The organism is Actinosynnema sp. NPDC004786 (assembly GCF_053601135.1).
Genome location: NZ_JBSGBG010000005.1, coordinates 104,954 through 129,809, shown reverse-complemented (window position 1 = coordinate 129,809; position 24,856 = coordinate 104,954). Strand labels below are relative to the sequence as shown.

Genomic DNA, 24,856 nt, shown 5'->3' with positions numbered 1-24,856 from the left:
AATCCATGGAAATGCCGTCGTGGCGCGGCGGCAACCGGGGCGGGGTGTGAGCTGCTGCGGATTCCGGCAGGTGCGGGTACGGTCGTGGGACGCAGCCGGTTGAGCCAGCAGCCACTGCCTTCTTCGACCTCGAGGAGGCTGCGGGCCTTGAGAACAGAACCGTTCGGCCGCCCGTTCCGGGTGGAACGTCACGTGCACGGCTATGCCGTCGTGGTGCGCGTCGCCGGTGAGGTGGACGCGTTGACGGTCCGCGAGCTGGCACAGGAGATCGCGGTCAGCCTGGCCCTGGCCACCCCGCCCGCACCGGTCGTGGTGGACCTGACCGAGGTCGACTTCTTCGCCGCCGCCGGCCTGAACGAACTCCACCGGGGCCACCGCGCGGCCCTCGCGGCCGGCGTGCAACTGCGCGTCGTCGCCGCCCACCGGCACGTCCTGCGACCGTTGGAGATCAGCGGCCTGGCCCGCGAGATCGCCCCGTGCGCCACCCTCGCCGAGGCGCTGATCGTGAACTTCCGGCCCCGTGCCGGCTCCTTCACCACGTCGGTCCGCTCCCTGACCACCGTTCATGCCGAAGGCCGAGCCCGGTAAGCGGCCCGATCCGGCCGAGGACGAGACCGATGTGAGCCAACGAAGTCCGCGCCGGGGCGACGGATCGTTTGGGAGCGGTTCCAGTCGCCGGTGCGTTCGTCGGTGACGAGGACGGAGCGGTGGGGCACCACTCGTGTCGGGCTCGGCGGTGACGGCGCTTGCGCTGGCATCGGGCTGACGGTCGACCCGTGCCGGTCTGGTCGCCGGAACCCGATGCCGGCCGTGACCCCTGGGGAACTGGGCGCGGTCGTTGACGTTGCCGCCGGTCGGCACGCCCGACAGCGGACGGATTGTCGCGCCCGAGGGGGCAGCGGCTCGATCGCCCGCCACTGCTCGTCGGTCAACTCGTGCCTGCGCACCACAACCCAAGATCACAAGCAGACCGCGCACTCACTCTGAGCAGAGGCCCTATGGCTCGGCGGCCGGGACGCGTTGCCGGGCGGATCGTCGGTTGGTCGGGTCGTGCGGGTTGGGGTTCGGTCAGCCCAGGGTGCTCACGTAGGCCAGCGCGGCGAGGGCGGGGACGGTGGTGGCGGTCAGCAGGATCGCGTTGCGGGTTGGTGGTGGGCCGGTTCGGAGCAGTTGCACGCCGCTCGGGATCAGGGCGACGCAGAGGCCGGTCACGGCGATCACGGACGTGATCTCGGTGCCCTTCAGCACGCCCAGTGGCAGCGCGCAGGTCGCGGCGAGCGCCACGGCGCGGACCCGGCCCAGGGCGCCGGTCCGGTACGCGGCGAAGGCCAGCACCGGCCAGCCGGCCACGATGGTGAACGACAGGAAGCTGAACAGGTGTAACTCCTGGTACGACGCGCTCACCAGCTCGGTCGCCCTGGCCACGCCCTCCCGGCGCACCAGACCGTGCGCGGCCTGGTCGATGCCCGCGTGGAACGTGCGCTCGAACAGGCCCACCACCACGAGCGTGGCGGCCCAGGAGGCGAGCACCGGTCTGGATCTCCCGATCCGGTGGGCGAGCGTGATCACGGCGAACGCCAGCAGCACGTTCCCGGCCGTCACCGCCGTGTGCGCGGCCGTCATCAGGGCCGGGTCGGACGCCACGGCCGCCAACTGCCGGGGGAAGGAGAAGTCGAACGGCCGGCGCAAGAGCGTGCCCGCCAGCAGGAGCAGCGGACCGAGGATCAGCGTGCCCGCGCCGATCCAGCGGCCCGGGAAGGTGTGGTCGTGGGTCATGGGGGAGACGGTCGCATTCGTCAGGCCCCAGGGGGATCGGCCTGGGGTCCGGCGTTGGAGGTCGGACCGGGGTCCGATGCCGGACGGGTGAACCGGCGCACCCCACGAAATGCCCGGGACCGCGGTGGGGAGCCTCCGTAGGCTTTCCCGATGATCAGCTACGAGTGGCGCGGCCGGTTCGACAACGCCGAGGTCAACGCCCTGCACGCGGAGGGCTTCGACCACCGGCCCCTGGACGACGACTGGTGGGGTCAGGTCACCCGGCACAGCGTGGGCTGGGTCACGGCCCGTCGCGGCGACGACCTGATCGGGTTCGTCAACGTCGCCTGGGACGGCGCGATCCACGCCTTCATCCTCGACACCCTCGTCACCGCGGCCGAACGCGGGCAGGGCGTCGGGCAACGCCTGGTCGCCGCGGCGGCGGAAGGCGCACGGGCCGCCGGGTGCGAGTGGCTGCACGTCGACTACGACGACCACCTCGAACCGTTCTACTCCGACGCCTGCGGCTTCCGGCCGACCAAGGCGGGCCTGCTCGCCCTCTGACACCCGACGGAGGTTCCGGCGTGTAGGTCGTCCCGACGTGGGTAGTCGGCGTGGGACTGCCTACGAGGAGGAGAAGTGGACGCGTTCAAGCCGGCCAAGGCTGTGAAGGAAGCGCTCGACAAAGCCGTGGAGAAGGTGGCCGACCTGGTCACCCCGCCGGTGCCGGGCACGCCGGGCAGCGCCCCGCCCCCGCTGGACCCACCGGACGAGCCGCAGGGACCGCTGCCGCGCAAACCCGACCAGGCCTCCCCGCAGACCCGGACCGCGACCGGCGCGGAGACCGGCGCCGCGGCCGACGTCCGGGAACAACAGGGCGAATACCTCACCACGTCGACCGGCACGCGCCTGTACGACACCGACCACTCGCTCAAGGCCGGGTCGCGCGGCCCCACGCTCCTCCAGGACCACCACCTGCGCGAGAAGATCACCCACTTCGACCACGAACGCATCCCCGAACGAGTGGTGCACGCGCGCGGCGCGGCCGTGCACGGCGTCTTCGTCGGCTACGGCACCGCCGCGCAGGTGTGCAAGGCCGCCTTCCTCCAGGAGGGCGTGACCACGCCGGTCTTCACCCGGTTCTCCACCGTGGTGGGCTCCCGCGGCTCGGCCGACACGGTGCGTGACACCCGCGGGTTCGCCACGAAGTTCTACACCTCCGAGGGCAACTTCGACCTGGTGGCCAACAACATCCCGGTGTTCTTCATCCAGGACGGCATCAAGTTCCCCGACATCATCCACGCCGCCAAGCCGCACCCCGACCGGGAGATCCCGCAGGCCCAGAGCGCGCACGACACGTTCTGGGACTTCGTCTCCACCCACACCGAGGCCACGCACCACGTGATGTGGCACATGTCCGACCGGGGCGTGCCCCGCTCCTACCGGACGATGGAGGGCTTCGGCGTCCACACGTTCCGGCTGGTCAACGCGGAAGGCCGGTCGACGCTGGCCAAGTTCCACTGGAAGCCGAAGCTCGGCGTGCACTCCCTGCTGTGGGAGGAGGCGCAGATGATCGCGGGCGTCGACCCGGACTTCCACCGGCGCGACCTGTTCGACGCGATCGAGTCCGGCGCGTTCCCGCAGTGGGAGCTGGGCATCCAGGTCTTCCCGGACACCCCGGAGCAGACGTTCGAGGGCATCGACCTGCTCGACTCGACCAAGATCGTGCCCGAGGAGCTGGCACCGGTGCAGCCGATCGGCATGCTCACGCTCAACCGCAACACGACCAACTTCTTCGCCGAGACCGAGCAGGTCGCCTTCCACGTCGGCCACCTGCCGCCGGGCATCGACGTCACCGACGACCCGCTGCTGCACGCGCGCCTGTTCTCCTACATCGACACGCAGCTCAGCAGGCTGGGCGGCCCCAACTTCAACCAGATCCCGATCAACCGGCCGCACGCCCCGGTCAACGACATGCTGCGCGACGGCTTCCACCAGCACGCCGTGCACAGCGGCGTGGCCCCGTACAAGCCGAACACCCTCGACGGCGGCTGCCCGTTCATGGCGAGCCCGGAGACCGGCGCGTTCGTGGAGTTCCCGCAGCCGGTGGCCGAGGGGGTCAAGGAGCGGCGCGCGCCCGCGTCGTTCGCCGACCACTACAGCCAGCCGCGCATGTTCTACCGGAGCCTGAGCCCGGTGGAGAAGGAGCACCTGATCCGGGCGTTCACCTTCGAGCTGGGCAAGTGCTACGAGCAGGCGATCAAGGAACGCGAGCTGCGCGTGCTCGCCAACGTGGACGCCGAGCTGTGCGCCCGGGTCGCCGCCGGCCTCGGCCTGCCCGCCCCCGAGCCGACCGAGCAGGTCGCCGACCTGCCGCCCAGCCCGGCGGTGTCGCAGCTCGGGCAGGTGTGGCCGCCGGACGGGCGGCTGATCGGCATCGTCGTGGACGCGGACGACCCGGCGAGCCTGGACGGCCTGCACACCCTGCGCCAGACGATCAGCGCGGGCGGCATGGTGCCGCTGGTCATCGCCGCTCGCGGCGGCGTGCTGGAGGACGGGCTCGTGGCGCAGCGGACGTTCCTGACCGCCCGCTCGGTCGAGTTCGACGCCCTGCTGCTGGCCGCCGCGCCGCCGCCCGGCCCGGACGCGCTGCCGCACCGCGACGCCAAGGCGGGCGCGCCGTCGGCCACCGTCGACCCGCGGGTCGTGCTGATGGTCCAGGAGTGCTACCGGCACGCCAAGGCGATCGGCGTGTGGGGCAACGGCGAGGCCGCCCTGGTGGAGGCCGGCGTCGCGCCCGGCGAGCCCGGCGTCGTCGTGGGCCAGACCCCGGCGGACGTGTTCGGCGAGGTCGCGACCCTGCTGGGCACACACCGGGTCTGGGACCGGTTCCCGGTCTCCGTGGTCTGAACGGCCGACGACGGCTGACCCCGGCGCGGTCCGGGGTCAGCCGTCGCGCGTGAGCAGGGCGACCAGCCGCGGGTCGTCGCGGACCGGGTCGAAGGCGTGCTCGGCGGCCACCTGCCACCGCCGCACGTCGGGCGTCTTCCGGGTGGTGCGCCACCACCGGGCCAGGCGGCCGATCGCCCGGGCGGCGTCGCCCGCCTCCGCGTGCAGGACGGCCAGTTCGAAGTGCGGTTGCGGGTCGTCCGGCGACGTCCGCAGGTACGACCGGTAGCGCTGCTCGGCTTCCGCCCGGAGCCGGTCGTCGCCGCGGACGGTCGCGCAGGCCAGGAGCACCCGGGCGATGTCCAGGGCGTGCCGGGGGTCGGCGGGGAGGTCCCGCTTGACCGCCATCGCGTCGTCGCCCACGGCGGTCGCCGCGCCGCGCTCGCCCTTCGCCCACAACAGGCGTGCGCGTCCGGCCAACGTCATGGCGAGCGCGCCGAGCAGCTCCGGGTGGTCCGGCAGCAGTTCCAAGGCGTGCCGGATCGCCTCGACGGCCTCCCCGGCGGTCCCCGCGTCGTTGTCGAGCACGGCGTGGTCGCGCAGGGTGACGGCGAGGCGGAAGCGGTCGCCGGGGTCGTCCGGGCGGAGGTCGAGCGCGGTGCGGAACCACGTCACCGCGCGGCCGTAGTGCCCCACCGCGGCGTCGCGGTCGGTGTTCCACCGCCGCCACCCCCGCAGCGCGGACAGCCTGCCGATCTCGCGGATCGCCGCGACGTCGCCGGGCCGGTGGTCGAGGTACCGGTGGAACAGGGCCAGCGCCGCGCCGGTCGCCGTCTCGTCCTCCGGGGTGTCGTCCTCGGCCAGCAGCGCGAGCCCGCGCGCCGCGTCGCCCAACGTCCGGACGTCGTCCGCATCCCGCTCCGCCAACGTCGTGAGCAACGACGTCGCCTCCGCGCGCAGCCGGGCCGCGCGGCCCGGCTCCACCTCGCGCAGCGCGTGCGCGTGACGGGCCAGGACCACGCCGAGGTCGTGCGCGTTGCGCGGGTCGTCCGGCCGCAACGCGCTCAGCCTGCGCGTGTCCGCCTCCAACGCCTCCCAGCGGGCAAGCGCCCCCGGTGACCGGTCCTCGCGGTTCGCCAGGGCCAGCCGGTAGGTCTCGGTGACCAGGCTGCCCAGCAGGTCCGCGTCGTCGGGCGCGTCGGCGGCCAGCGCCCGGTAGTGCCCGGCGGCCTCCGCCACCGACTCCGAGTCCGGTCGGCGGAGCCGGCGCAGGACCCCGGCGCGGACGGACGCGGTGTCGGCGAGGAAGCGCCGTGACGACGTGCGGTCCTCGCGGGCCAGCGCGTCCCGGTGCAGGGAAACGGATTCGTCGAGCAGGGGCAGCGCGGCGGCGGGGTCGTCCGCGGCGATCAGGTTCGCCTGGTTCGCCAGCACCACGCCCAGCAGGTCGCGCGCCCAGACGTCGTCGGGGCGGAGGTCGAGCTGCTTCCGGTGCACCTCGACCAGACGCGCGTACACCGCCCGCAGCGCCGCCGGGTCCGATCGCGGCAGCAGCGAGGTCTGCGGTGCGAGGGCGTTGCCCAACTCGTCCAACGCGCTGAACAGGTCGTCACCGGTGAGGCGGCTGAGGCACTGCCCGTACCGGTCCGCGGCGCGCGAGTACAGCGTGAGAGCGCGCTCCGGGTCGTGCGGTCGCACGAGTCGCGCCAACGCCATGTCCGCCTTGGCCAGCTTCCGCGCCACGGACACGGTGGGCAGCGGTCGGGTCCGCTCGACGAACCGGTCCACCTCCCCGGCCCGCTCGGACGCCGCCGGCACGTCGCCCGCCGCGACCGCCGCGTCGAAGTCGGCCAGCAGCCGCCGCAGCGTGGTGGTCACGCCCAGGCCCGCCCAGATCCGCACCAACTCGCGCCACGACATCGCGGCGCAGTCCGGGCACTCGGGCAGCCCCTCGGCCTCGGCCCGCGACCGCCGGACGCGCCACCGCCTGCCGCACCGCGCCTCGGTGAAACCCCGGTCCACCACCGGGTCCGCCGGGATGAACGGCACCCGGTGGACGTGGCCGTCACCGTGCTCGGTCGGCTCCTCGTCGCGTGCGGCGCGGAAACCGTAGAGCCACGCCGACCGCTCGTAGTAGTCGCTGGTCCAGTCGGCCACCTCCTCGAGCGCCGCGCCCGCCAACTGCCGGGTCTCGCCGCCGTCCGCCAGGGCGCTGATGCCGGTGGAGTGCACGCGGTACAGCGTCGCCGAGCGCGACCCGTCGGTGCGCCGGCGCACCGCGAGCCAGGAAGCCGACCCGAGGCACAGCAGGTCTCCGCCGTCCACCAGGCCCGCGGTGACGGTCAGCTCGGCGTGCATCAGCCCGCGCTGGTCGGTCCGCGGCTCGTCGGGCGGGGGCAGGCGCAGGAAGTCCACGAAGTCGGCCAGCACGGCGGTCATCGACTCCCGCCGCAGCCGGCACAGCACCTCCGCGGTGAGGGTGTGGACGACGTACGCGTCGTCCTGCACCGCCACCAGGCCGTGCCGGGCCAGCACCACCTCCGCCGTGGACACCAGCACCGCGCCGATCGGACCGGGGAACCGGTGGGCCAGGAACGCGCGCCCGACCGACCGGGGCACCAGGCCCTCGACCGCGATCCACAGCAGGCTGTCCAGCACGGCCGTCACGTCGCCCTGCGCGGCGAACTCCGCCAGCACGCCCCGGTAGACCGCGGTCAGGCTGCGGTCGGTGGTCGAGTCGATGGCGTCCAGCGCCCGCCCGGTGTCCTGCTCCAGGCCGTCCAACACGGTCGCGGCGTCGAGCCCGGCGTCGCGCAGGTACCGGCAGACGTGGCCGATGACCAGCGGACGGCCGCCGGAGAGCCGGGCCAGCCGCGCGGTGTGCTCGTCGCCCAGGTCGGGCAGCAGCCGCCGCACGGCCTCCTCGGCGTCGTCGGGACCGAGGTTGCCCACGACCAGTTCGGCCACCCCCTCCGGTCCCGCCGTGCGGCTGGTCACCACGACCGGGGTCCGCGAGTCGGCCAACGCCAGGGCGTCCACCGCGGCGGGGGAGTCGGCGTCGTCGAGGATCACCAGCCCGATCGAGCCGCCCTCGGCCAGCCTGCGCCGGAACAGCTCCAAACGGGCCGCGCGGTCCACGTGCGGCTCGTCCACGGCCCGCAGCACGTCCTCGTCCATGACCCGCGAGTTGCCCATGCGGATGCGGACCACGGGGTGCCGCGGCGCGAGGCGTTCGGCGAGCCGGTCGGCCAGCACGGTCTTGCCCGTGCCCGGCTCGCCGCGCAGCCACAGGAACCGGGCGCCGCCCTCGATCAGCGCGACGCCCTCGGCCACGAGGTCCGCGCGGTCGACCAGGTCCTCGCCCGCGTGCCGGCGCAACTCGGTCAGCGTGCTGCCCGACACCAGGTCGACCACGGCCGCCGCGAGCGATTCCACCAGGCGGCGGGTGTACTGCGGGGCTTGCCGGAACGTGCTGGGCGCGGGCACCGGGGCGAACCGGGCCGCGGCCGCGTGCTGCCGGTAGGCCAGGGTCTTGCCGAACGTGTCGGCCAGGCCGAACAGGTCCGCCACCGCGGGCCGCAGCTCCGCGGGCGTGACCTGCCTGCCCGCCGCGACGATCAACCGGCGCAGCGGCGCGGGCCGGTCCGGCGCCACGTCGTAGACCCGCCGTGCGGCGGCGGCCAGCCCTGGCAACCGGTCCGCCAAGGTGCGTTCGTCCAGCTCGCCGAAACCACGACGGCGCAACACCCGCAGCTCGGCGGCGACGTCGTCCAGCGAGACCAACTCCACCTCCTCCGCGCCCCGGTCAGGATGTCACGGACCGGTCAGCGAGCCGGCGCCACGCGCCCCGGTCGCGCCGCAGAGTCAGAGGTGATCACAGGACGAGGCCGGGAAGGAACGCCGATGACCCCCAACCCACTGCTGGTGACGCTGTTGACCCTGGCCGCGATCGCGGGCGCGGCCACCGCCGTAGCCCTGGCCGCCGGCGTGCTCAGCCGCCTGGCCGGCTCCCCGCTGCCGGCCGCGGCCCTGACCGCCGGCGCCGCGTTCGCGGGCGCGACCGCCCTGCTGCTGAGCGTGGCGGTGGCCGTCGGCCTGCTGTGACGCGAAGGGGAACCGGCCGCGGACGAGGGTCCGCGGCCGGTTCGCGTCACCTCAGCACAGGCAGAGCGAGTAGTTCGCCCGGTACGTCGTCGGGCTCGCCGGCGCGGTGATGTTGTGCGTCTGCGCGCCGCCGTCGGACCAGCTGCCGTACCGGAAGCGCAACCCCAGCGGACCGCTCTGCGGGCTGGGCGCGCTGATCGAGTTGTTCGACCCGACGATCACCGTGCGGGTGAAGGGCGTGGTCGACGCGGTGCCGCCGACGCTGAGCTGCAACCCGCTCGGGCTCGACGTGAACGTCAGCGCGACCGTCTGCGGGTCGAGCTTGGTCGTCGTGCTCGTGGTGCGGCCCGACGAGTCCGTGGCGGTCAACGTCAGGTCCAGGTAGGACGGGTACTCGTGGTCCGGCGCGATGAACGACCCCGACGCCACGCCCGTCCAGTTCTGCACCACGTGCTCGTGGCACGACCCGTTCGTCGCGCAGTGCTGGATGCTCAGCTTCCAGCTCAACGCGGACGCGGGCAGCGCGCCGTCCTGCGCGTCGGTGGCGTGCCCCGAGAAGGCCACGTTCTGGCCCACCACCCAGTTCAGCGGCGCGGTCGGGGCGTCGATCACCGGGACCGGGTCCTCCGCGACCGGCGTGCCGACCGTGACGGCGATCGTCGTGTCGCCCCACGCGCCCGACTGGTCGGTCACCCGGAGCCCGACCGCCACCGTCCCCTCGACGGTGTAGGTGTGCGTCGGCGTGGCGGAGGTCGAGTCGTCGTGCTGGCCGTCCCCGTCGAGGTCCCACGCGTAGGTCAGGGTGTCACCGGGGTCGGGGTCGGTCGAGCCCGTGCCGTCGAACTGCACGGTCAACGGCGCGGGGCCGGTCTGCGGGGTGGCCGCGGCGACGGCGGTCGGCGCCCGGTTGCCGGTCGGGTAGCTGACGCGGCGCAGCTGGCCCGCGCCGAGCGCGATGTAGAACAGGTCGCCGCCGGGACCGGTGGTGATCTGCACCGGGACGTTCACCCCGGTCACGAACGGCACCAGCTTGGCCGGGTCGGGCTGGCCCGCGGTGGTCTGCATCGCCCAGATGCACCCGCGCGAGCTGTCGGCGAAGAACAACGCGCCGTCGTAGGCCGGCGGGTAGTTGCTGTCGGACTCGAACGCGATGCCCGAGATCGACGAGCCGCCGGTCGGGCACGGGTCGGTCGCCACCACCTTCGCCGAGTGGCTGTAGGCGTAGTAGGGCGCGGTCTGGCCGGCGCCGCTGTACAGCGACTCGCACAGCGTCAGGTTCGCGCCGTCGTAACCGCCCTGGCGGGCCGCGCCCTCGTAGCAGGGCCAGCCGAAGTTCTCCGCCGTCGCGTCGTTCACGTCGGCGATCCGGTTGACCTCCTCCCAGGTGTTCCAGCCGACGTCGCCCGCCCACAGCTCCTCGGTGCCGGGGCGGAAGGCGAAGCGGAACTGGTTGCGCAGGCCGTGCGCGATGACGCGCCGGGCGTTGGCGTCGGCGCTGTCCGCGAACGGGTTGCCGGGCAGGCCCGCGCCCGTGTCGGGGTCGATGCGCACGATCGAGCCGTCGAGGCTCACCGGCTCGCCCGCCGGGCGGCGGATCGACTGCGAGCGCAGCGCGCCGCCCCGCGCGGTCGGCGCGGTGAGGTTCGTGCCCGCCGGGGACGGCGGGTCGGCGCACGGGTTGCCGACCTGGCCGTAGTCGGCGAAGTTGAAGCTCGCGCCGTCACCGCCGCCGACGTACAACCCGCCGTCGGGGCCGAAGACGACCGTGCCGATCGAGTGGCTCGGGTACTGCTGGCACCAGTCGGTGACCAGCGGCTGCTCGGCGGTCATGGTGCCGCCGGAGCCCATGGTCAGCTTGGAGACCCGACCGGTGACGACGCAGCCCTGGTCGGTCGCGCCGGGCGGGGTCGGGCACTGGTCGCCCCACCGCGGGTGCGTGCCGCCGGGCGCCGCGTCGTAGGTGTAGGCGACGTAGACGTAGGGGCGGGCGGGGAACTGCGGGTCGACGGCCAGGCCGAGCAGGCCGCGGTCCCAGAAGTCCTGGGTCTGCGGGCGCAGGTCGGCGAACACGGTGGCCGTGGTGTCGGCGAGCGAGTCGAAGACCTTGACCAGGCCGCTCTTCTCGGCGATGAACACGCGCCCGTCGGGCGCGAAGGAGACGGCGGTGGGGTTGGTGAGGCCGCCGATGGCGAGGGTGTCGGTGAAGCCGGTCGGCACGGCGGCGGTGGCGGCCGGCGGGAGCGCCACCGCGGTGGCGGCGACCACGAGGGTCGCGGCGGCCACGGCGGTCACCCGTCTCCCACGACGGGCGAGTGGTGCGCGGCGGAGTAAGCGCATGTCCCGATTTGTTCCCTTCGTGACACTTTCGAGTGAGCACGGAAGGGTTACATGCGGGTTGCCGAAACCGCACCGCTTTAGCGGACGGTGGAGGGGATGCCGCAGGTTGTCATACGACCGGAGTATCGACGACCCCGATTATTCGGCGGACGGGTGCGCCGTCCGGTCGAGCGCGGCGCGGCGTTCAGTCGAGCACGGTCTCGCGGTTCGCCCGACCCCTGGTCAGGACGAACCCCGCCACCGCGGCGAGCGGGAACATCACCACGGCGTAGACGGCGGCGGGCACGGCGAGCCGTTCGTCGCCCAGGACGCTGACGCCCACCGTGATCGCCAGGGTGCTGTTGTGCACGCCGACCTCGAACGCCGACGCGATCGCCTGGCGTTCGCCCACCTTCGCCAGCCGGGGGAGCAGGTAGCCGGCGGCGAGGCTGATCGCGCAGAACAGCACGCTCACCAGGCCGACCGCGGCCAGGTACTCGGCGGTGTTCTCGATCTCGGCGACGATCGTGCCGACGATCACCGCGACCAGCACCAGCACCGAGACGATCCGCACCGGCCGGTCCGCGCGGTCGGCCGACGCCGGCGACCAGCGGCGCACCAGCATGCCCAGCGCCACGGGCACCAGCACGAGCGCGAACACCTGCGCCACCTTGCCGAACTCCAGGCCCAGCGCGCCGTCCGCCGCCGGGTGGAAGTGGCCCAGGGCGAAGTTCACCACCACCGGCAGGGTGACCGCCGCGACCACCGAGTTCACCGCGGTCAGGGTGATGTTCAGCGCGACGTCGCCGCGGAACAGGTGGCTGAACAGGTTCGCCGTGGTGCCGCCGGGCGACGCGGCGAGCAGCATCATGCCGACCGCCAGCACCGGCTCCAGGTCGAACGCCACCACCAGCCCGAAGCACGCCAGCGGCAACAGGACCAACTGGGTGGCCAGCGCGACCGCGACCGCGCGCGGCTCCCGCGCGGTCCGGGCGAAGTCGGGGGTCGTGAGCGACATCCCCAGCCCGAACATGACCACGGCCAGCGCGATCGGGAGGCCGATCGACGTCAGTGCGGAATCCACGGCGACCACCTGAGCCTCTGCGTCGGACCGGAACGAGGAGCGCATCTTCCCCCAGAACGGGACGAATCGGGAGGTCTTGACACCGGGTTCGCCGGTAAACGGCAAGAACGGAGAGGCGCCGGGTGCGCGCGACGCGGCGTTCCGAGCGTTCAACTCGGCTGTTCCGGACGTGGGACACGCGCGTTCCGGACGTAGGACACGCGGGTTGGTTGTTATCGCTAACAGGTTCGGGGGGTCGAACGCGTTCGACGGCAGGGAGCCGGAATTTGGGCACCGCCGACCGGGAGAGGGCGGGCGATGTTCCGCTCCACGATGTCCACCATCCCGGAGCCGCAGCGGACCGGCCACCAGGGACGGGCAGGTGGCCAGGCGGTAGAGCGCGAGCCGGGTCCGGGTCCGGGTCGGCGGTGTGGGCGTGCATGGCCCGCACCGCCCGACCGAGCCGGGCGAGGACCCGGTCGGCGCGGCGCGGGTCCCGCGCGATCCACTGCTCCGGCGATCGCGCCCGCGGGGTCAGGACGGGTTCAGCTTGATGGCGAACGCGTTGAAGATCGACCACACGTCGACCCACCCCAGCGCGGTGGTGCACCCGGACGTGCCGCACCCCCAGCCGACGCTGACGATGCCGTTGAGCTGCCGCGAGTTCGGGTCGTTGAGGTAGATGACGGGGCCGCCGCTGTCACCGCCGCGACCGACGACGCCGCCGTAGTGGGGGACGCCGTAGCTGCCCCACACGGTCGTGCCGTTGACGGTCCAGCTCATGGTGCCCGCGTACACGGTCCTGATGTTGCAGACGACCTTGGAGTTGTACCCGAGCTGGCAGGTGAAGTCGCCGACCGCGACGTTGCGCACGCCGTTGAGGTAGCGGGTGTAGCCCGTCGCGTCGACGCCGTCCCACGTGTAGCGCAGCGTCGGCGTCTCGATGAACGCCGAGTCGACCGCGGGCAGCTCGTACTTGACCTGGCCGATGTAGTTGCCGCCCGCCGCCCAGACGTGGTCGCCGACGTTGTAGCAGTGACCGGCCGTGACCAGCCACTGGCGGCCGTCCCAGGTGCTGACGGCGGGGATGCCGCTGGTGCAGTAGGACTCCGCGCCGTACGCGGGTCCGAGCGCGGCCCCGGCGTAGAACGGGGAGCTGTCGTTCCAACGGCTCAGGGGCGTCGCGGGCGGGGCCTGCTCGACGCGGACCTCGGTGGCGCCGGTGGCGGCGCGCCGCTGGGCGACGGCCGGGGAGGCGAGGTAGGACCGCGCGGCGCCGGGGTCGTCCACGGCGAGTTCGATGACGCCGCCGTCGACCGAGCTGCCCGCCCGGCTCACCGTGAACGGCAGGTCGGCGCGGCTGGTGAGGGCGGAGATCTCGGCCTTGAGCTGCTGTCGGGACTTCTTGGCCGGCACGACGTTGATCAGCCGCGCGTCCACGGCGGGGTTGGCCTTGCGGACCTCGGCCACGAACGCCCGGCCCTGCCGCACGTCGGTCAGGTAGACGTTGACCGACCGGTAGTCCGGGGCCATCTCGACCTGGGTGTAGATGTCCGCCCGGGACTCCTGGCCGACCCGCGCCGCGGCGTCCGCCGCCAGTCGCAGCGGTTCCAGCACCCGGGCCTGCCGCTCCGGCGTCATGGCCGCCACGGCGTCGGCGGACAGCGGCTCGGCCGCCGCGGCGGGGAGCGTCAGGAGCGGTAAGAAAGCGAGCGCGCTTACCAGGGCAAAAGATCTTCGGAACGCGTTCTTCATCGGTCAACCCTCGTTTCGGATCGAATGTGAATCGAGTGCGATATCGCGTTCTGGGGCGTCGCCGCCGACGAACGCGCGCAGGCGGGCAGCCCGAATCCGACATTTCGTGCCGTGGCACGGAAAATCGGTCGGCGCGAGGTCGACGGACCGGGGATCACCGCACCACGAGTCCGCTGAGCACCGGGAACGCCTCCGTGCAGCGGATCCGGTCGGGTTCTCGGGCCGCGGTGTCGGCGGCAGCGATCAGTGTCGGCGGCGTGATCGAATTCGGGGAAAGGTCGGCGGCGGGGAGATTCCGGCGGAATGCCGGGACAAGGCTAGCGCCCGCGCCGGGTTTGGTGAATCGACCAAAAGAGGTGACGTCGTGGACGTGCGGAGGTCAGGGCAGGATCGAGTCGACGTACCCGCCGTCCACGCGCACCGCCGCGCCCGTGGTGGCCGACGCCTGCGGCGAGGCCAGGTACACGACCAGGTTGCCGATCTCCTCGGGCTCGATCAGCCGGCCCAGCAGCGATTGCGGCCGGTGCAGGCGCATGAACTCGCGCTGCGCCTCGTCCCAGGGCAGCGAGCGGTCCACGAGCTGGTAGACGAAGTCCTCCACCCCGCCGGTGTGCGTCGGCCCGGCGATCACGCAGTTCACCGTCACGCCGCTGCCCGCCGCCTCCTTGGCGAAGCCGCGCGACACGCCCAGCAGCGCCGTCTTGGACACCCCGTAGTGGATCATCTCCGCCGGGATCACCACGGCCGAGTCGCTGGCGATGTACTGCACGCGGCCCCACCCGCGCTCCCGCATCCCCGGCAGGTACGCACGGGTCAGCCGCACCGCTGCCAGCACGTTGACCTCGAAGTACCGCCGCCACTCGTCGTCGCTGATCTCCAGCGCGGGCCGCGCGCCGAAGATGCCGACGTTGTTGACCAGCACGTCGACCTCCGGCACCGCGGCGACGAGCGACGCCGTGCCCTCCGCGGTCGACACGTCGGCCGCCACGCCCACCACGTCCGCACCCGGCGCGGCCTCGCGCAGCCGCGCCACCGCCTCGTCCACCGCGTCGGGCTTGCGGCCGTTGACCGCCGTCCGCGCGCCGGCCCGCGCCAGCGCCACCGCGATCGCCTCGCCGATGCCCTGCGTGGAACCGGTGACCAGCGCCGTCTTCCCGCTCAGATCCAGGTGCATGCCGGCAATGATCGCGCACCCGGCGCGCCGCCGCCGGTCACGAGTACAGCGCGCCCAGGAACTCCACCAGCAGGCGCTCCCGCAGCGCCGGACTCGCCGCCGCGAGCAGCGTGTTCACCGTCGCCATCCGCTCGGGCAGCACGCCGCCGTCGCCGCCCATCCCGGCCGCGGCGAGCAGCCCGGCGAACTCGTCGGGCGTGAGCGAGTCCGGTTCCAGCGCGCCCACGTACGCCAGGACCTCCGGCGCGACCCGCACCGGCCCGGCCTCGACGGCGGCCTTCACCGACGCCCGCAGGTCCTCCAGCAGCTCCGACTCGTGCCCGGCGTTCGCCGCCGTCACGGTCAGGTGCAGGTTGGCGGGGGAGGAGCGGTGGGCGAACTGCGGCTGCACGTACCAGTTCCGCGCCTTCATCTCGTCGGCCACGGTGAACACGTCGAAGTCGTCCCGCGCGTTCGTCACCGCGAGCAGCGTCGCGGACGGCTCGCCCAGCACCCGCAACCCGTCGATCCCGGCGATGCCCTCGCGCAGCACGCGCGTGCTCTCCAGCGCCCGACGGGCCAGTGAGCGGTACCCGTCGTCGCCGATGTGCCGCAGCACCGCCCAGGCGGCGGCCAGCGGGCCACCGGACCGGGTGGACTGCGTGGTGGAGTTCAGCATCGTGTAACCGGGCCAGGCCGCCGACGCGAAGAACTGCGGCCGGCGCAGGTCGGCCGACGCGTGCAGCAGCACGGACGTCCCCTTCGGGCAGTACGCGTACTTGTGCAGGTCCACCGAGATGCTCGTGACGCCCGGCACGGAGAAGTCGAACGGCGGCACGTCCGGCGCGTGCGGCAGCACCCAGCCGCCGATGCACGCGTCCACGTGGCAGCGGACGCCGCGGTCGAGCGCGGCGGCGGCGATCTCCGCGACCGGGTCGACCACCCCGTGCGCGTACGACGGCGCGCTGGCCACCACGAGCACCGTGGACGGGTCGATCGCCGCCGCCATCGCCACCGGATCCGCCCGGAACGTCACCGGGTCGACCGGCACCGCGACCACCCGCACCCCGAAGTAGTGCGCGGCCTTGTGGAACGCCGCGTGCGCGGTCTCCGGCAGCACCATCGACGGCCGCTCGACGTCGGGCCGGGCGTCCCGCGCCGCGACGACCGCCAGCAGGCACGACTCGGTGCCGCCGGACGTGACCGTGCCGACCGTGCCGTCACCGCCGCCGAGCAACCGTGCCGCGGTGCGCACCACGTCGTTCTCCAGCCGCAGCAGGCTCGGGAACGCGGTCGGGTCGAGCCCGTTGACCGACGACGCCAACGCGTGCGCGGACGCCGCCAGCTCGTCCAGCCCCGGCAGCGCGCTGTCGTACACGTAGGCCAGCGTCCGGCCGCCGTGCGTGGGCAGGTCACCGGCTCGCAGCGCCCGCAACTCCGCCAGCACGTCCTGGGCCGGCACGTCCTGGGCCGGCACGTCCTCGGTCACGCGGTCTCCTCACGCAGCAGGGGCAGGGCCGCCAGCGCCAGCACGGCCGGGATGGCGGTGAATCCGAGCAGCGCGGCCGTCACCGCGCCGGAGGGCTGCACGGCGGTGCCGTCGGTGCTCGCGACGTACCCGCCCGCGGCCAGGACCAGGCCGTACACGCCGGGGCCGAGGGCGAGCCCCAACGTCTCACCGGCCGTCCACACGCCGGAGAACAGGCCCGCCCGCGTCGCGCCGGTCCGCCGTTCCTCGGCGCTGATCACGTCCGGCAGCATGGCCAGCGGGAACACCTGCATCCCCGCGTACCCGACGCCGACCACGGCCATCAGCGCCAACACCACCGGCACCGGCAGCACCCGCGACGCGGTCAGCCCGCCCACCGCGACCGCGAACAGCGCCGACGCGGCGACGAGCCCGGCCCGCTTGCCGTGCCGGCGCCCGACCCGCTGCCACAGCGGCATCACCAGCAGCGCGGGCCCGACGAACCCGGCGAACAACGCGGTCTGCAACCCCTGTTCGCCCAGCACCAGGCGGGCGAAGTAGTCGACGCCCGCGAGCATCGTGCCCAGCCCCACGGCCTGCACCACGAACACCGCCAGCAGCGACCGGAACGGCCGCGACCCGCGCACCGCCGAGGCCAGTTCACTGGCTCCGGCCGACGTGGACACCCGCCGTGACGCGGGGACGCCGCGGGTGCCGGCGACCGTGGCGAGCGTGCCCAGGACCATCAGCGCCGCGACCGCCACGCCCATGCCGGGGTAGCCGACCGCGTCGCGCACCGCGGGCGCGCCCGCGCCGCTGACCAGGATCGCGAGCGCCAGGAACGCCATCCGCCACGCCATGAGCCGGGTGCGCTCGTCGTAGTCCTCGGTGATCTCCGCGGCCATCGCCACGTAAGGCACCTGGAAGAACGCGTACGCCGTCGCGCAGGCCAGGAACACCAGCGCCACGTACACCGCCGCGCCCGCCCCGGTGAACGGCCCGGCGAACAGCAGCGCGAACAACACCGCCGTCGCGAGCCCGCCGCGCAGCAGGAACGGCCGCCGCACCCCGGCCCGGTCGCTGATCCGGCCGGCCACCGGGTTGAACAGCACGTCCCACGCCTTCGGCACGAGCACCAGCAGGCCCGCGACGGCGGCGGGCACGGCCAGGCCGTCGGTCAGGTACGGCAACAGCAGCAGGCCCGGCACGGTGCCGAACGCGCCGGTGACGAACGACCCGGTCGCGTACCCCGCCCGGACCCCGCGAGTGATCTGCCGCATAGGCGGAAGAGTTTCGCATTCCGCCCGCCACCTGCGCGAGGGCGACTTCGGATGACCGGATGTCGAGATCACACCGCGACCGGTCGACCACCCGCCGCAGCCGGCCGGGACCGGATCGCGGCGGTCGGCGCGGGTCCGACCGCCGCGATCCGGGTTCGGGGATCAGGCCGCGGGCACCGTGTCGACGTGGTCGACGCCGGACGAGCGGTAGCCCGTCACGCGGGACTGCACCTGGGCCGGGCTGAGCACCTGGTCCTTGGCGAAGTACACCCAGTCGACGTGCTGCTGGTAGGCGCGGTCACCGGGCGTGCCCACCAGGCCGCCCGAGATGAACCACAGGTTGAAGTTGATCGACATCGGCGTCTCCGGGTAGTACTTGTCGCCGTGGTCGGCCACCTGCGCGCCGTCCACGAAGTACTTCACCCGGCCGCCGGCCACCTGGATCACCAGGTCGTGCCAGCCGGCGTAGCTCTGCCGCTGGGCGGTGTGGATGTTGTCGGCGATCCAGGGCTCGTTCTGGTAGGTCTCCCACGTCGTCTCGTACAGGATGTTGGCCGGCTCGCCCCACCCGCCGTTGGGCAGGTACTCGAAGTCCAGCTCGCCGTAGTCCGGGTCCATGTTGCTGTTGAGCGGCGTGATGGTGAAGAACGTCTGCACCACGTGGTCGCCGTCGGGGCCGGAGACCGGGGCGTCGGAGAACTTCACCCGGGCCGCGTACGTGCCCTCGAAGAACTTCCGCTGGTGGTACAGCTCGGTCTGCCGCGCGGACGACCCGTTGTTCGACGACTCCAGCCGCAGCGACTTCTGGCCGTCCACGGTCGGGAACGTCACCTGCGCCGGGTCCCACACCGCGCCCGGCACGCCCGGCCCGCCGCCGCCCGAGCGCACGGTCCAGCCGCGCTGGGCGATCCGCGGATCGCCCGAACCCGTGTAGTTGAAGTCGTCGAACAACGCCGGGCCGTTCGGGTTCGGCGGCGTGGACGACGTCGTGGTCGTCGTGGGCGTGGTGCCGCCCGGCGGCGTGCCCCACAGCAGGGTGGCGCCCCGGTGCACGGTCACCCGCGACCACGCCGAGTAGGTGCTCGCCGCCCGGAACGAGTAGTCGTCGGACTGGGTGATCGGGCCCCAGTTCGACCGGTAGAACCGCAGTTGCAGGTCGCCGGTGTCGGCGCCGGGCGCGAGCGAGCCCGCGCCCGAGGTGAACCCGACCTCCAGGTAGCGGTCGGCGGGACCGCCGGTGAGCGTGCCGAACGTGCCGGTGACGTTGCCGCAGCCGCGCACCGCCCACGAGCACGCGAAGCGGTAGCCGACGTCCGGCGTCTCGCTCTTGAAGTAGTAGCGGACCTTCACCTCGGCCAGCGGCACGGTCGTGCCACCGGTGTTGACGAGCTTCAACCACGGCTCGACCTGGTCGGCCGTGGCGCCGGACGCACTGGTCCGGTACTGGGCGGTGACCGAGTCGGCGGCCAGCGCCATCGGTGCGGCCACCAGCGCGGCGACGGACACCGCGGCGGCTCCGATCGCGGCGATCATGCGTGCGTGCACTGTGTTCTCCTCAAGTCAGCAGGGTGGGACAGGGGAGCGGGCGTCGTCCTCCTCTCGCGGCAAGGGCACGGACAGCGCGCTCAGGCGGCCGGTGTGCGCGCGCATCCGCTGCGTGAAATCGGTCCAGGACGGGCGCTGGGCCCAGAGCGTGTCCGCCAGCGCGGCCAGGCGCGGGTACGCGAGCCGCTCCAGGTGCCGCGCGGTCGGCACGTACTCCGTCCACAACGCGCACTGGGCGCCGAGCACCCCGTCCGGCAGCGGCAGGTGGTAGACGTCGTGCGAGGTCACCACCAGGCCGGGCTGGCCCGGCGGCTCGTCGGGGTCGGCGGACTGCGGGTAGTCCAGGTAGGTCGAGCGGTGCGGCGCCATCACCACGTCGTGGCCGAGGTCCAGCGCCGTGCGGGCGTCCGCCGCGTCGCGCCACGGCATCACCACCGCGCGCGGGTCGCCGATCGGCTCCCACGTCACCGGCACGCGCCCGCGCCCCACCACGTGCTCCGCCATCGCGCGCAGGAACCAGCCGTGCAGCTCGTGCGGCCCGGCCAGGCCCGCCTCGCGGACCCGCCGCAGCGCGCCGGGGCTCGACTCCCACTCGGTGGTCGGGCACTCGTCGCCGCCCAGGTGCACGTGCGGCCCGGGGAAGGTGTCCACCACCTCGTCCAGCACGTCCCGGCAGAAGTCCAGCACGGCGTCGTCCACGCCGAACACCTCTTCGCTCACGCCCCACCGCGTCCACACCGGCAGGCGCCGGCGGGGGAAGTTGCCCAGCTCCGGGTAGGCGGCCAGGGCGGCGCGGGCGTGGCCCGGCATCTCGATCTCCGGCATCACCCGGATGCCGCGTTCGTCCGCGTAGGACACGAGCGCGGTCAGCTCCGCTCGGGTGTAGGAGCCGCCGTGCGGCACGCCGTCGCCCATGCTCTCCGCGCGCCACCCGCCGACCGACGTCAGCCGGGGGTGCCGCGGCACCGGCATCCGCCAGCCCTGGTCGTCGGTCAGGTGCAGGTGCAGCACGTTGAGCTTGTGCACGGCCATCAGGTCGACGAACCGGCGCAGCACGGCGACCGGCTGGAAGCGGCGTGCCACGTCGAGCAGCACCCCGCGCCACGGCAGGCGCGGCGCGTCCCGGACGTCCACCCCCGGCAGCGCCCAGTCCGCCCCGGACACCGGCCGCGAGCCCAGCGCGGTCGGCGTGACGAGCTGCCGGATCGTCTGCACGCCGTGCGCCAGCCCGTGCCGGGTCGCCGCGCGCAGCACCACCGCGTGCTCGTTCACGGTCAGCGCGTAGCCCTCGTCGCCGAGCCCCACCAGCCGCTCGTCCAGCGCGAACACCACCCGCCCGTCCTCGTGCAGCGGCAGCGGCAGGCCGGTCGCCGGGCGCAGCGACGCGCGCAGCAGCCGGGCCGCGCCCTGCGCGCCGGGCGTGGCGCGGATCGCGGTGTCCCGGTCGAGCGTGAAGCGGCCGTGCCGGCGGACCAGCCGGGTCGGTCGAGGAACGATCACCAGAGCACCCCCGGGTCAGCCCTTGACCGCGCCACCGACGATGCCGGTGGTCACGCGGCCCTGGAGGACGAGGAACACCAGCAGCACCGGCAGCATGAACAGGGTCGAGGCGGCCATCGTGGCGCCCCAGTCCGTGCCGAACGTGTTGCTGAACGACGACAGCCAGACCGGCAGCGTCCGGTCGTCCTGGTCCTTGATGATCAGCACGTTGGCGAAGGCGAACTCGTTCCACGCGGTGATGAACCCGAACAGCGAGGTCGCCAGCAGACCGGGCGCGAGCAGCGGGAACACCACGCGCCGGAACGCCTGCGCGCGCGAGCACCCGTCGACCAGCGCCGCCTCCTCCAGGTCGACCGGGATGGCGGCGAGGAACCCGCGCAGCGTCACCACGGTGAACGGCAGCGTGATCATGAAGTAGACCAGGGTGAGCATCCAGAGCGTGTCGAGCATCCCGGTGTCCCGGGCGATCACGTAGATCGGGACGAGCAGCGCCTCCCACGGCGTCATCTGCGCCACGAACACCATCAGGACGAACCCGCGCCGCCCCTTCCACCGCAGCCGCGCCACCGCGAACGCCGCGAGCAGCGCCACGACCAGCGACAACAGCACCGCGCCGCCCGCGACCACGAGGCTGTTGCGCCAGAACGACCAGAACCCCGCCACCGACACCGCGGTGCCGAAGTGCTCGAACGTCACCGACAGCGGCAGGAACGTCGGCGTCCCGGCCTGGATGTCGCGGGTCGGCTTGACCGCGGTCAGCACCATCCAGTACACCGGGAACACCGACACGGCGAACACGACCACCGCCGCGACACCGCGCAACACCCGGCCCGTCACGACACCTCCTCCTGCCGGTAGAGCTGCCGGAAGTACGCCAGCAGCGCCAGCACGAGCAGCAGCACCATGAGCATCGACACCGCCGCGCCCAGGTCGTAGCGCTGCAACGACTGCGCGACCTGGAACGCGTACACCGGCAACGTCGTGGTGGCCTGCCCCGGACCGCCCTGCGAGATCACCCAGATCTGCACGAACGCCTTGACGACCCAGATCACCTCCAGGCAGGTGATCAACCCGAACATGGCCCGCAGCACCGGGAAGGTGATGGTCGCGAACACCCGCCACGCGCCCGCGCCGTCCATCCGCGCCGCCTCGTACAGCTCGGCCGGGATCGTCACCATGGCCGCGTACAGCGACAACGCCGCGAACGGCACCGACTGCCACACGATCAGCGCCACCAGGATGGCGAACGTGGCCGTGCCGTCGGCGAACCAGGTGTAGTCGCGGAAGCCCTCGAACCCCAGCGCCACCAGCGCCCAGTTGACCACCCCGAGCCGGGACTGGAACAGCCACTGGAACACCGTCGTCGCCGCGATCACCGGCGTGGCCCACACCAGCACCAGCCCGGACATCACCAGCAGCCGCGCCCACCGCCCGAGCCGCACCAGCAGGAGCGCGACCAGCGTGGACAACACCATGATCAGCACGACGTTGACCGCGGTGAACACCAGGGTCCGCCGCACCACCGCCCAGAACTCCGGGTCGGCCAGCACCCGCGCGTAGTTCGCCAGGCCGACGAACCGGGCCTCGCCCCGCACGAGCTGGGGCAGGCCGAAGTCCTGCACCGAGATGACCACGTTGCGCGCCAACGGGTACAGCAGCAGGAACGCGGTGGCCAGCACGGTCGGCGCGATCAGCAGGTACGGCCACCAGGACGTGCCGCGGCGGCGCGGCGAGGGAGGGGTGGCCGGCGGGCGGCGCCGCACCGCCCGCGTCAGCGTCGTCGCCACGGCTACGCGCCCGACGCGAGCGCCTGGGTGATCACCCGGTCGGCCTCGGCCGCGGCCGTCGCCGGGTCCGCGCCGGTCAGCACCGCGGTGAGGAACTCCTTGATCGGGTTGCGCGCCTCGACCGCCGCCCAGTTCGGCGAGTTCGGCGTGGCGTGCCCGTTGACCGCGCCCGCCGCCATCGCCACCGCGCCGGGGTCGTCGCCGACCGCGTCCGCCAGCGAGGTGCGGTTGGGCACGTAGTTCATCGCCTTGGCCAGCTCGACCTGCCACTTCTCCCCGGCCAGGGCCTTGACCACGGCGTACGCGCCGTCCTGGCGGGTGGAGGCGAGCGGGATGATCAGGTCGGAGCCGCCGGTGAACACCGCGCCCGGCGTGGCCGCGGTCTTGCCGGGGATCGGGAAGAACCCGAGCTGGTCGGCGAGGTCGGGGTTGGCCTTGGCGACCAGCTCGGCCGCGCCCGGCACGGCGATGAACTGCGCGACCTTCCCCGCCGCCACCACGTCGGTCTGCTGCGGCTTGGCCTCGTCGGAGTCCTTCGGCCCGTCGCCCAGCGCCTGCAACCGGCGGTAGAAGTCCGCGCCCGCCAACGCCTCCGGCGTGTTCAGCGAGCCGACCCACTCGTCGCCGTCCCGCCGGGCGAGGTCGCCACCCTCGTCCCAGACGAACCCGGACAGCACGTACCAGTTCTGGCCGGGCAGGTAGATGCCCTGGGTGTCGCCCTCGTCCAGCTCCTCGGTGACCGCCAGCCACTCGTCGCGGGTCTTCGGCGGCGTGACGCCGGCCGCCGCGAACAGGTCCTTGCGGTAGATGACCACCCGGTTGGCCGCGTAGAACGGGATGCCGAACTGCCTGCCGTCCACCGCGCCCGGCTCGGCCAGCCCGGGGATCCAGTCCCCGCCGCCCAGCTCGGCGACCTTGTCGGACAGGTCGGTGACGCCGTCGCTGGCCGCGTACTGCGCGACCTGGGTGTTGCCGACCTCGATCACGTCCGGCGGGTCGGTGCTGGCCAGCGCGCTGGTCACCTTCTGGGTGATGCCGTTCCACTCCTGGACCTGGATGTCCAGGTCCAGCTCGGGGTGCTCGCGCTCGAACTCGGCTTCGAAGCGGGCGACGAAGTCGTCGGTGGCCGAGTCCTTCATCAGCCACACGGTGACGTCCTGCTTCCCGCCGGCCGCGCCGGGCTCGGAACCGCAGGCGGACAGGGCGAGCAACGACGCGAGGACCAGGGCGACAGGGCGGTTCGGCACGTCTCACCTCTCAGCTGACCAATTGGTAAACCCAGGTGGAGCGTGTCGAAGATGGCATAGACCAATAAGGCAGTCAACACCCAGTTCACGGCCGTGAGAGCGTTCTCTTCTGTCACCGGACCACACCTGACCACTGGTCTGACATACTGGTCCGCGACCGGCGGAACGAAGCGAGGCGGCATGGCCGAACCGATCCTCAAACGCGAACGGGTGCGCGACTACCTGCTCGAACTCATCGAGACCCACCCGCCGGGCGCGCCCATCCCGGCCGAGCGCGTGCTGTGCCGCCAGCTCTCGGTGTCCCGGCCCACGCTGCGCTCGGCCGTGGACGAACTGGTCAATACCGGCCTGCTGGTCCGCCAGCACGGCCGCGGCACGTTCGTGGCGCCCGCCAAGATCACCCAGGAGCTGGTGTCCGGCGACCGCGCCATGACCGTGCCGCAGGCGGGCGGCGCGTGGTCGAGCCGGGTGCTGGAGCACGCCCGCATCCCGGCGGGCGCGCGGGTGGGCCGCAGGCTGCGCGTGTCGCCGGCGGCCGAGATCCACTACATCGCCCGGCTGCGGCTGGTCGACGGCGCGCCGATGGCGATCGAGTACCTGCACGTCCCGGTCGTCGTCGCGCCCGGCCTCACGGTCGAGGACATGGAGTCGGGCAACTTCTACGACCGGCTCGCCGACCACGGCGTGCACGTCAGCGACGCGGTGCAGTCCATCGAGCCCACGGTCACCAACGACGCCGAGTCGGAGCTGCTGGGCGTGCCGGTGTTCGCCCCCGCGCTGCTGTTCGAGCGGCTGACCAACGACACCACCGGCCGCCCGGTCGAGTACGTGCACTCGCTGTACCGGGGCGACCGCTACCGGATCGTCTCCCGGCTGTCGCTCGCGCCGACCGCGCCGCCGCCCGGCGCGCGGACCGGACACCACCCGGGCATCCCGCCCGGCGACCTGTCCTCCGGCCCCGTCCGCTCGGCCACCACCGGGGACGTCCAATAGC

General features: G+C 73.2%; 18 protein-coding genes. 5 read left to right on the top strand and 13 right to left on the bottom strand.

Translation table 11 applies throughout. From position 1 onward, the window contains the following. The first annotated feature begins 147 nt into the window (after positions 1 to 147). Positions 148 to 588 carry an STAS domain-containing protein gene (locus tag ACWEFJ_RS06355; protein WP_449713118.1) on the top strand — a complete coding sequence of 147 codons (441 nt, stop codon included), beginning with the start codon at positions 148 to 150 and terminating at the stop codon, positions 586 to 588. A 480-nt stretch (positions 589 to 1,068) separates the two neighbouring features. On the opposite strand, the gene ACWEFJ_RS06350 is transcribed toward ACWEFJ_RS06355, so the two are convergent. After that, a complete protein-coding gene (locus ACWEFJ_RS06350; RefSeq protein WP_449713117.1) occupies positions 1,069 to 1,776 on the bottom strand; it encodes a hypothetical protein in 708 nt (235 codons plus the stop codon). A gap of 150 nt (positions 1,777 to 1,926) precedes the next feature. Between ACWEFJ_RS06350 and ACWEFJ_RS06345 the strand changes: the two genes are divergently transcribed. Together ACWEFJ_RS06345 and ACWEFJ_RS06340 are read left to right on the top strand one after the other, a co-directional pair. Then, positions 1,927 to 2,319, top strand: a complete 393-nt coding sequence (locus ACWEFJ_RS06345; RefSeq protein ID WP_378095318.1) for a GNAT family N-acetyltransferase — start codon at positions 1,927 to 1,929, stop codon at positions 2,317 to 2,319. Positions 2,320 to 2,394: 75 nt separating this feature from the next. Beyond that, positions 2,395 to 4,665 (top strand): catalase, encoded by a 2,271-nt coding sequence (locus tag ACWEFJ_RS06340; protein ID WP_449713116.1) that lies wholly within the window; start codon positions 2,395 to 2,397, stop codon positions 4,663 to 4,665. A 36-nt stretch (positions 4,666 to 4,701) separates the two neighbouring features. Here ACWEFJ_RS06340 and ACWEFJ_RS06335 read toward each other — a convergent pair whose 3' ends face one another. Continuing rightward, positions 4,702 to 8,433, bottom strand: a complete 3,732-nt coding sequence (locus tag ACWEFJ_RS06335; RefSeq protein ID WP_449713115.1) for an AAA family ATPase — start codon at positions 8,431 to 8,433, stop codon at positions 4,702 to 4,704. A gap of 114 nt (positions 8,434 to 8,547) precedes the next feature. On the opposite strand from ACWEFJ_RS06335, the gene ACWEFJ_RS06330 reads away from it, so the two are divergent. Continuing rightward, a complete protein-coding gene (locus tag ACWEFJ_RS06330) occupies positions 8,548 to 8,748 on the top strand; it encodes a hypothetical protein (protein ID WP_378098229.1) in 201 nt (66 codons plus the stop codon). A gap of 51 nt (positions 8,749 to 8,799) precedes the next feature. Here the strand turns inward: ACWEFJ_RS06330 and ACWEFJ_RS06325 are convergent, their stop codons facing one another. From ACWEFJ_RS06325 to ACWEFJ_RS06275, 11 genes are all read right to left on the bottom strand, one after another. Beyond that, on the bottom strand, positions 8,800 to 11,085 hold the full coding sequence (locus tag ACWEFJ_RS06325) for a PQQ-dependent sugar dehydrogenase (RefSeq protein ID WP_378097469.1): 2,286 nt from the start codon (positions 11,083 to 11,085) through the stop codon (positions 8,800 to 8,802). A gap of 184 nt (positions 11,086 to 11,269) precedes the next feature. Further along, the gene (locus ACWEFJ_RS06320) at positions 11,270 to 12,148 is read right to left on the bottom strand and encodes a bile acid:sodium symporter family protein (protein WP_449713114.1); all 879 of its coding nucleotides are present in this window, start codon (positions 12,146 to 12,148) and stop codon (positions 11,270 to 11,272) included. 513 nt (positions 12,149 to 12,661) lie between these two features. Then, entirely contained in the window at positions 12,662 to 13,882 is a 1,221-nt protein-coding gene (locus ACWEFJ_RS06315) for a hypothetical protein (RefSeq protein ID WP_449713113.1), read from the bottom strand. 379 nt (positions 13,883 to 14,261) lie between these two features. Further along, positions 14,262 to 15,056 (bottom strand): SDR family NAD(P)-dependent oxidoreductase, encoded by a 795-nt coding sequence (locus ACWEFJ_RS06310; protein ID WP_378097478.1) that lies wholly within the window; start codon positions 15,054 to 15,056, stop codon positions 14,262 to 14,264. A 37-nt stretch (positions 15,057 to 15,093) separates the two neighbouring features. Further along, positions 15,094 to 16,497 carry a pyridoxal phosphate-dependent decarboxylase family protein gene (locus tag ACWEFJ_RS06305; RefSeq protein WP_449713174.1) on the bottom strand — a complete coding sequence of 468 codons (1,404 nt, stop codon included), beginning with the start codon at positions 16,495 to 16,497 and terminating at the stop codon, positions 15,094 to 15,096. A gap of 23 nt (positions 16,498 to 16,520) precedes the next feature. Then, the gene (locus ACWEFJ_RS06300; protein ID WP_449713112.1) at positions 16,521 to 17,783 is read right to left on the bottom strand and encodes an MFS transporter; all 1,263 of its coding nucleotides are present in this window, start codon (positions 17,781 to 17,783) and stop codon (positions 16,521 to 16,523) included. Between the two features lie 162 nt (positions 17,784 to 17,945). After that, on the bottom strand, positions 17,946 to 19,328 hold the full coding sequence (locus ACWEFJ_RS06295) for a cellulose binding domain-containing protein (RefSeq protein ID WP_449713111.1): 1,383 nt from the start codon (positions 19,326 to 19,328) through the stop codon (positions 17,946 to 17,948). Positions 19,329 to 19,343: 15 nt separating this feature from the next. Continuing rightward, positions 19,344 to 20,828: a beta-N-acetylhexosaminidase gene (locus ACWEFJ_RS06290; RefSeq protein WP_449713110.1), complete on the bottom strand. Its 1,485-nt coding sequence runs from the start codon at positions 20,826 to 20,828 to the stop codon at positions 19,344 to 19,346. Positions 20,829 to 20,843: 15 nt separating this feature from the next. Continuing rightward, the gene (locus ACWEFJ_RS06285) at positions 20,844 to 21,665 is read right to left on the bottom strand and encodes a carbohydrate ABC transporter permease (RefSeq protein ID WP_449713109.1); all 822 of its coding nucleotides are present in this window, start codon (positions 21,663 to 21,665) and stop codon (positions 20,844 to 20,846) included. After that, the gene (locus ACWEFJ_RS06280) at positions 21,662 to 22,615 is read right to left on the bottom strand and encodes a carbohydrate ABC transporter permease (RefSeq protein WP_378092503.1); all 954 of its coding nucleotides are present in this window, start codon (positions 22,613 to 22,615) and stop codon (positions 21,662 to 21,664) included. Before ACWEFJ_RS06280 ends, ACWEFJ_RS06285 begins: the two co-directional genes overlap by 4 nt. Positions 22,616 to 22,617: 2 nt before the next feature. Next, positions 22,618 to 23,862 carry an extracellular solute-binding protein gene (locus ACWEFJ_RS06275; protein ID WP_449713108.1) on the bottom strand — a complete coding sequence of 415 codons (1,245 nt, stop codon included), beginning with the start codon at positions 23,860 to 23,862 and terminating at the stop codon, positions 22,618 to 22,620. Between the two features lie 180 nt (positions 23,863 to 24,042). Between ACWEFJ_RS06275 and ACWEFJ_RS06270 the strand changes: the two genes are divergently transcribed. Further along, positions 24,043 to 24,855: a GntR family transcriptional regulator gene (locus tag ACWEFJ_RS06270; RefSeq protein ID WP_449713107.1), complete on the top strand. Its 813-nt coding sequence runs from the start codon at positions 24,043 to 24,045 to the stop codon at positions 24,853 to 24,855. The last annotated feature ends 1 nt before the right edge of the window (position 24,856 follow it).

What these genes read in the sequence shown, in the direction of transcription:
- ACWEFJ_RS06350 (WP_449713117.1), bottom strand. Translation starts at nt 1,776, where the DNA reads ATGACCCACGACCACACCTTCCCGGGCCGCTGGATCGGCGCGGGCACG.
- ACWEFJ_RS06345 (WP_378095318.1), top strand. Translation starts at nt 1,927, where the DNA reads ATGATCAGCTACGAGTGGCGCGGCCGGTTCGACAACGCCGAGGTCAAC.
- ACWEFJ_RS06330 (WP_378098229.1), top strand. Translation starts at nt 8,548, where the DNA reads ATGACCCCCAACCCACTGCTGGTGACGCTGTTGACCCTGGCCGCGATC.
- ACWEFJ_RS06325 (WP_378097469.1), bottom strand. Translation starts at nt 11,085, where the DNA reads ATGCGCTTACTCCGCCGCGCACCACTCGCCCGTCGTGGGAGACGGGTG.
- ACWEFJ_RS06315 (WP_449713113.1), bottom strand. Translation starts at nt 13,882, where the DNA reads ATGAAGAACGCGTTCCGAAGATCTTTTGCCCTGGTAAGCGCGCTCGCT.
- ACWEFJ_RS06310 (WP_378097478.1), bottom strand. Translation starts at nt 15,056, where the DNA reads ATGCACCTGGATCTGAGCGGGAAGACGGCGCTGGTCACCGGTTCCACG.
- ACWEFJ_RS06300 (WP_449713112.1), bottom strand. Translation starts at nt 17,783, where the DNA reads ATGCGGCAGATCACTCGCGGGGTCCGGGCGGGGTACGCGACCGGGTCG.
- ACWEFJ_RS06270 (WP_449713107.1), top strand. Translation starts at nt 24,043, where the DNA reads ATGGCCGAACCGATCCTCAAACGCGAACGGGTGCGCGACTACCTGCTC.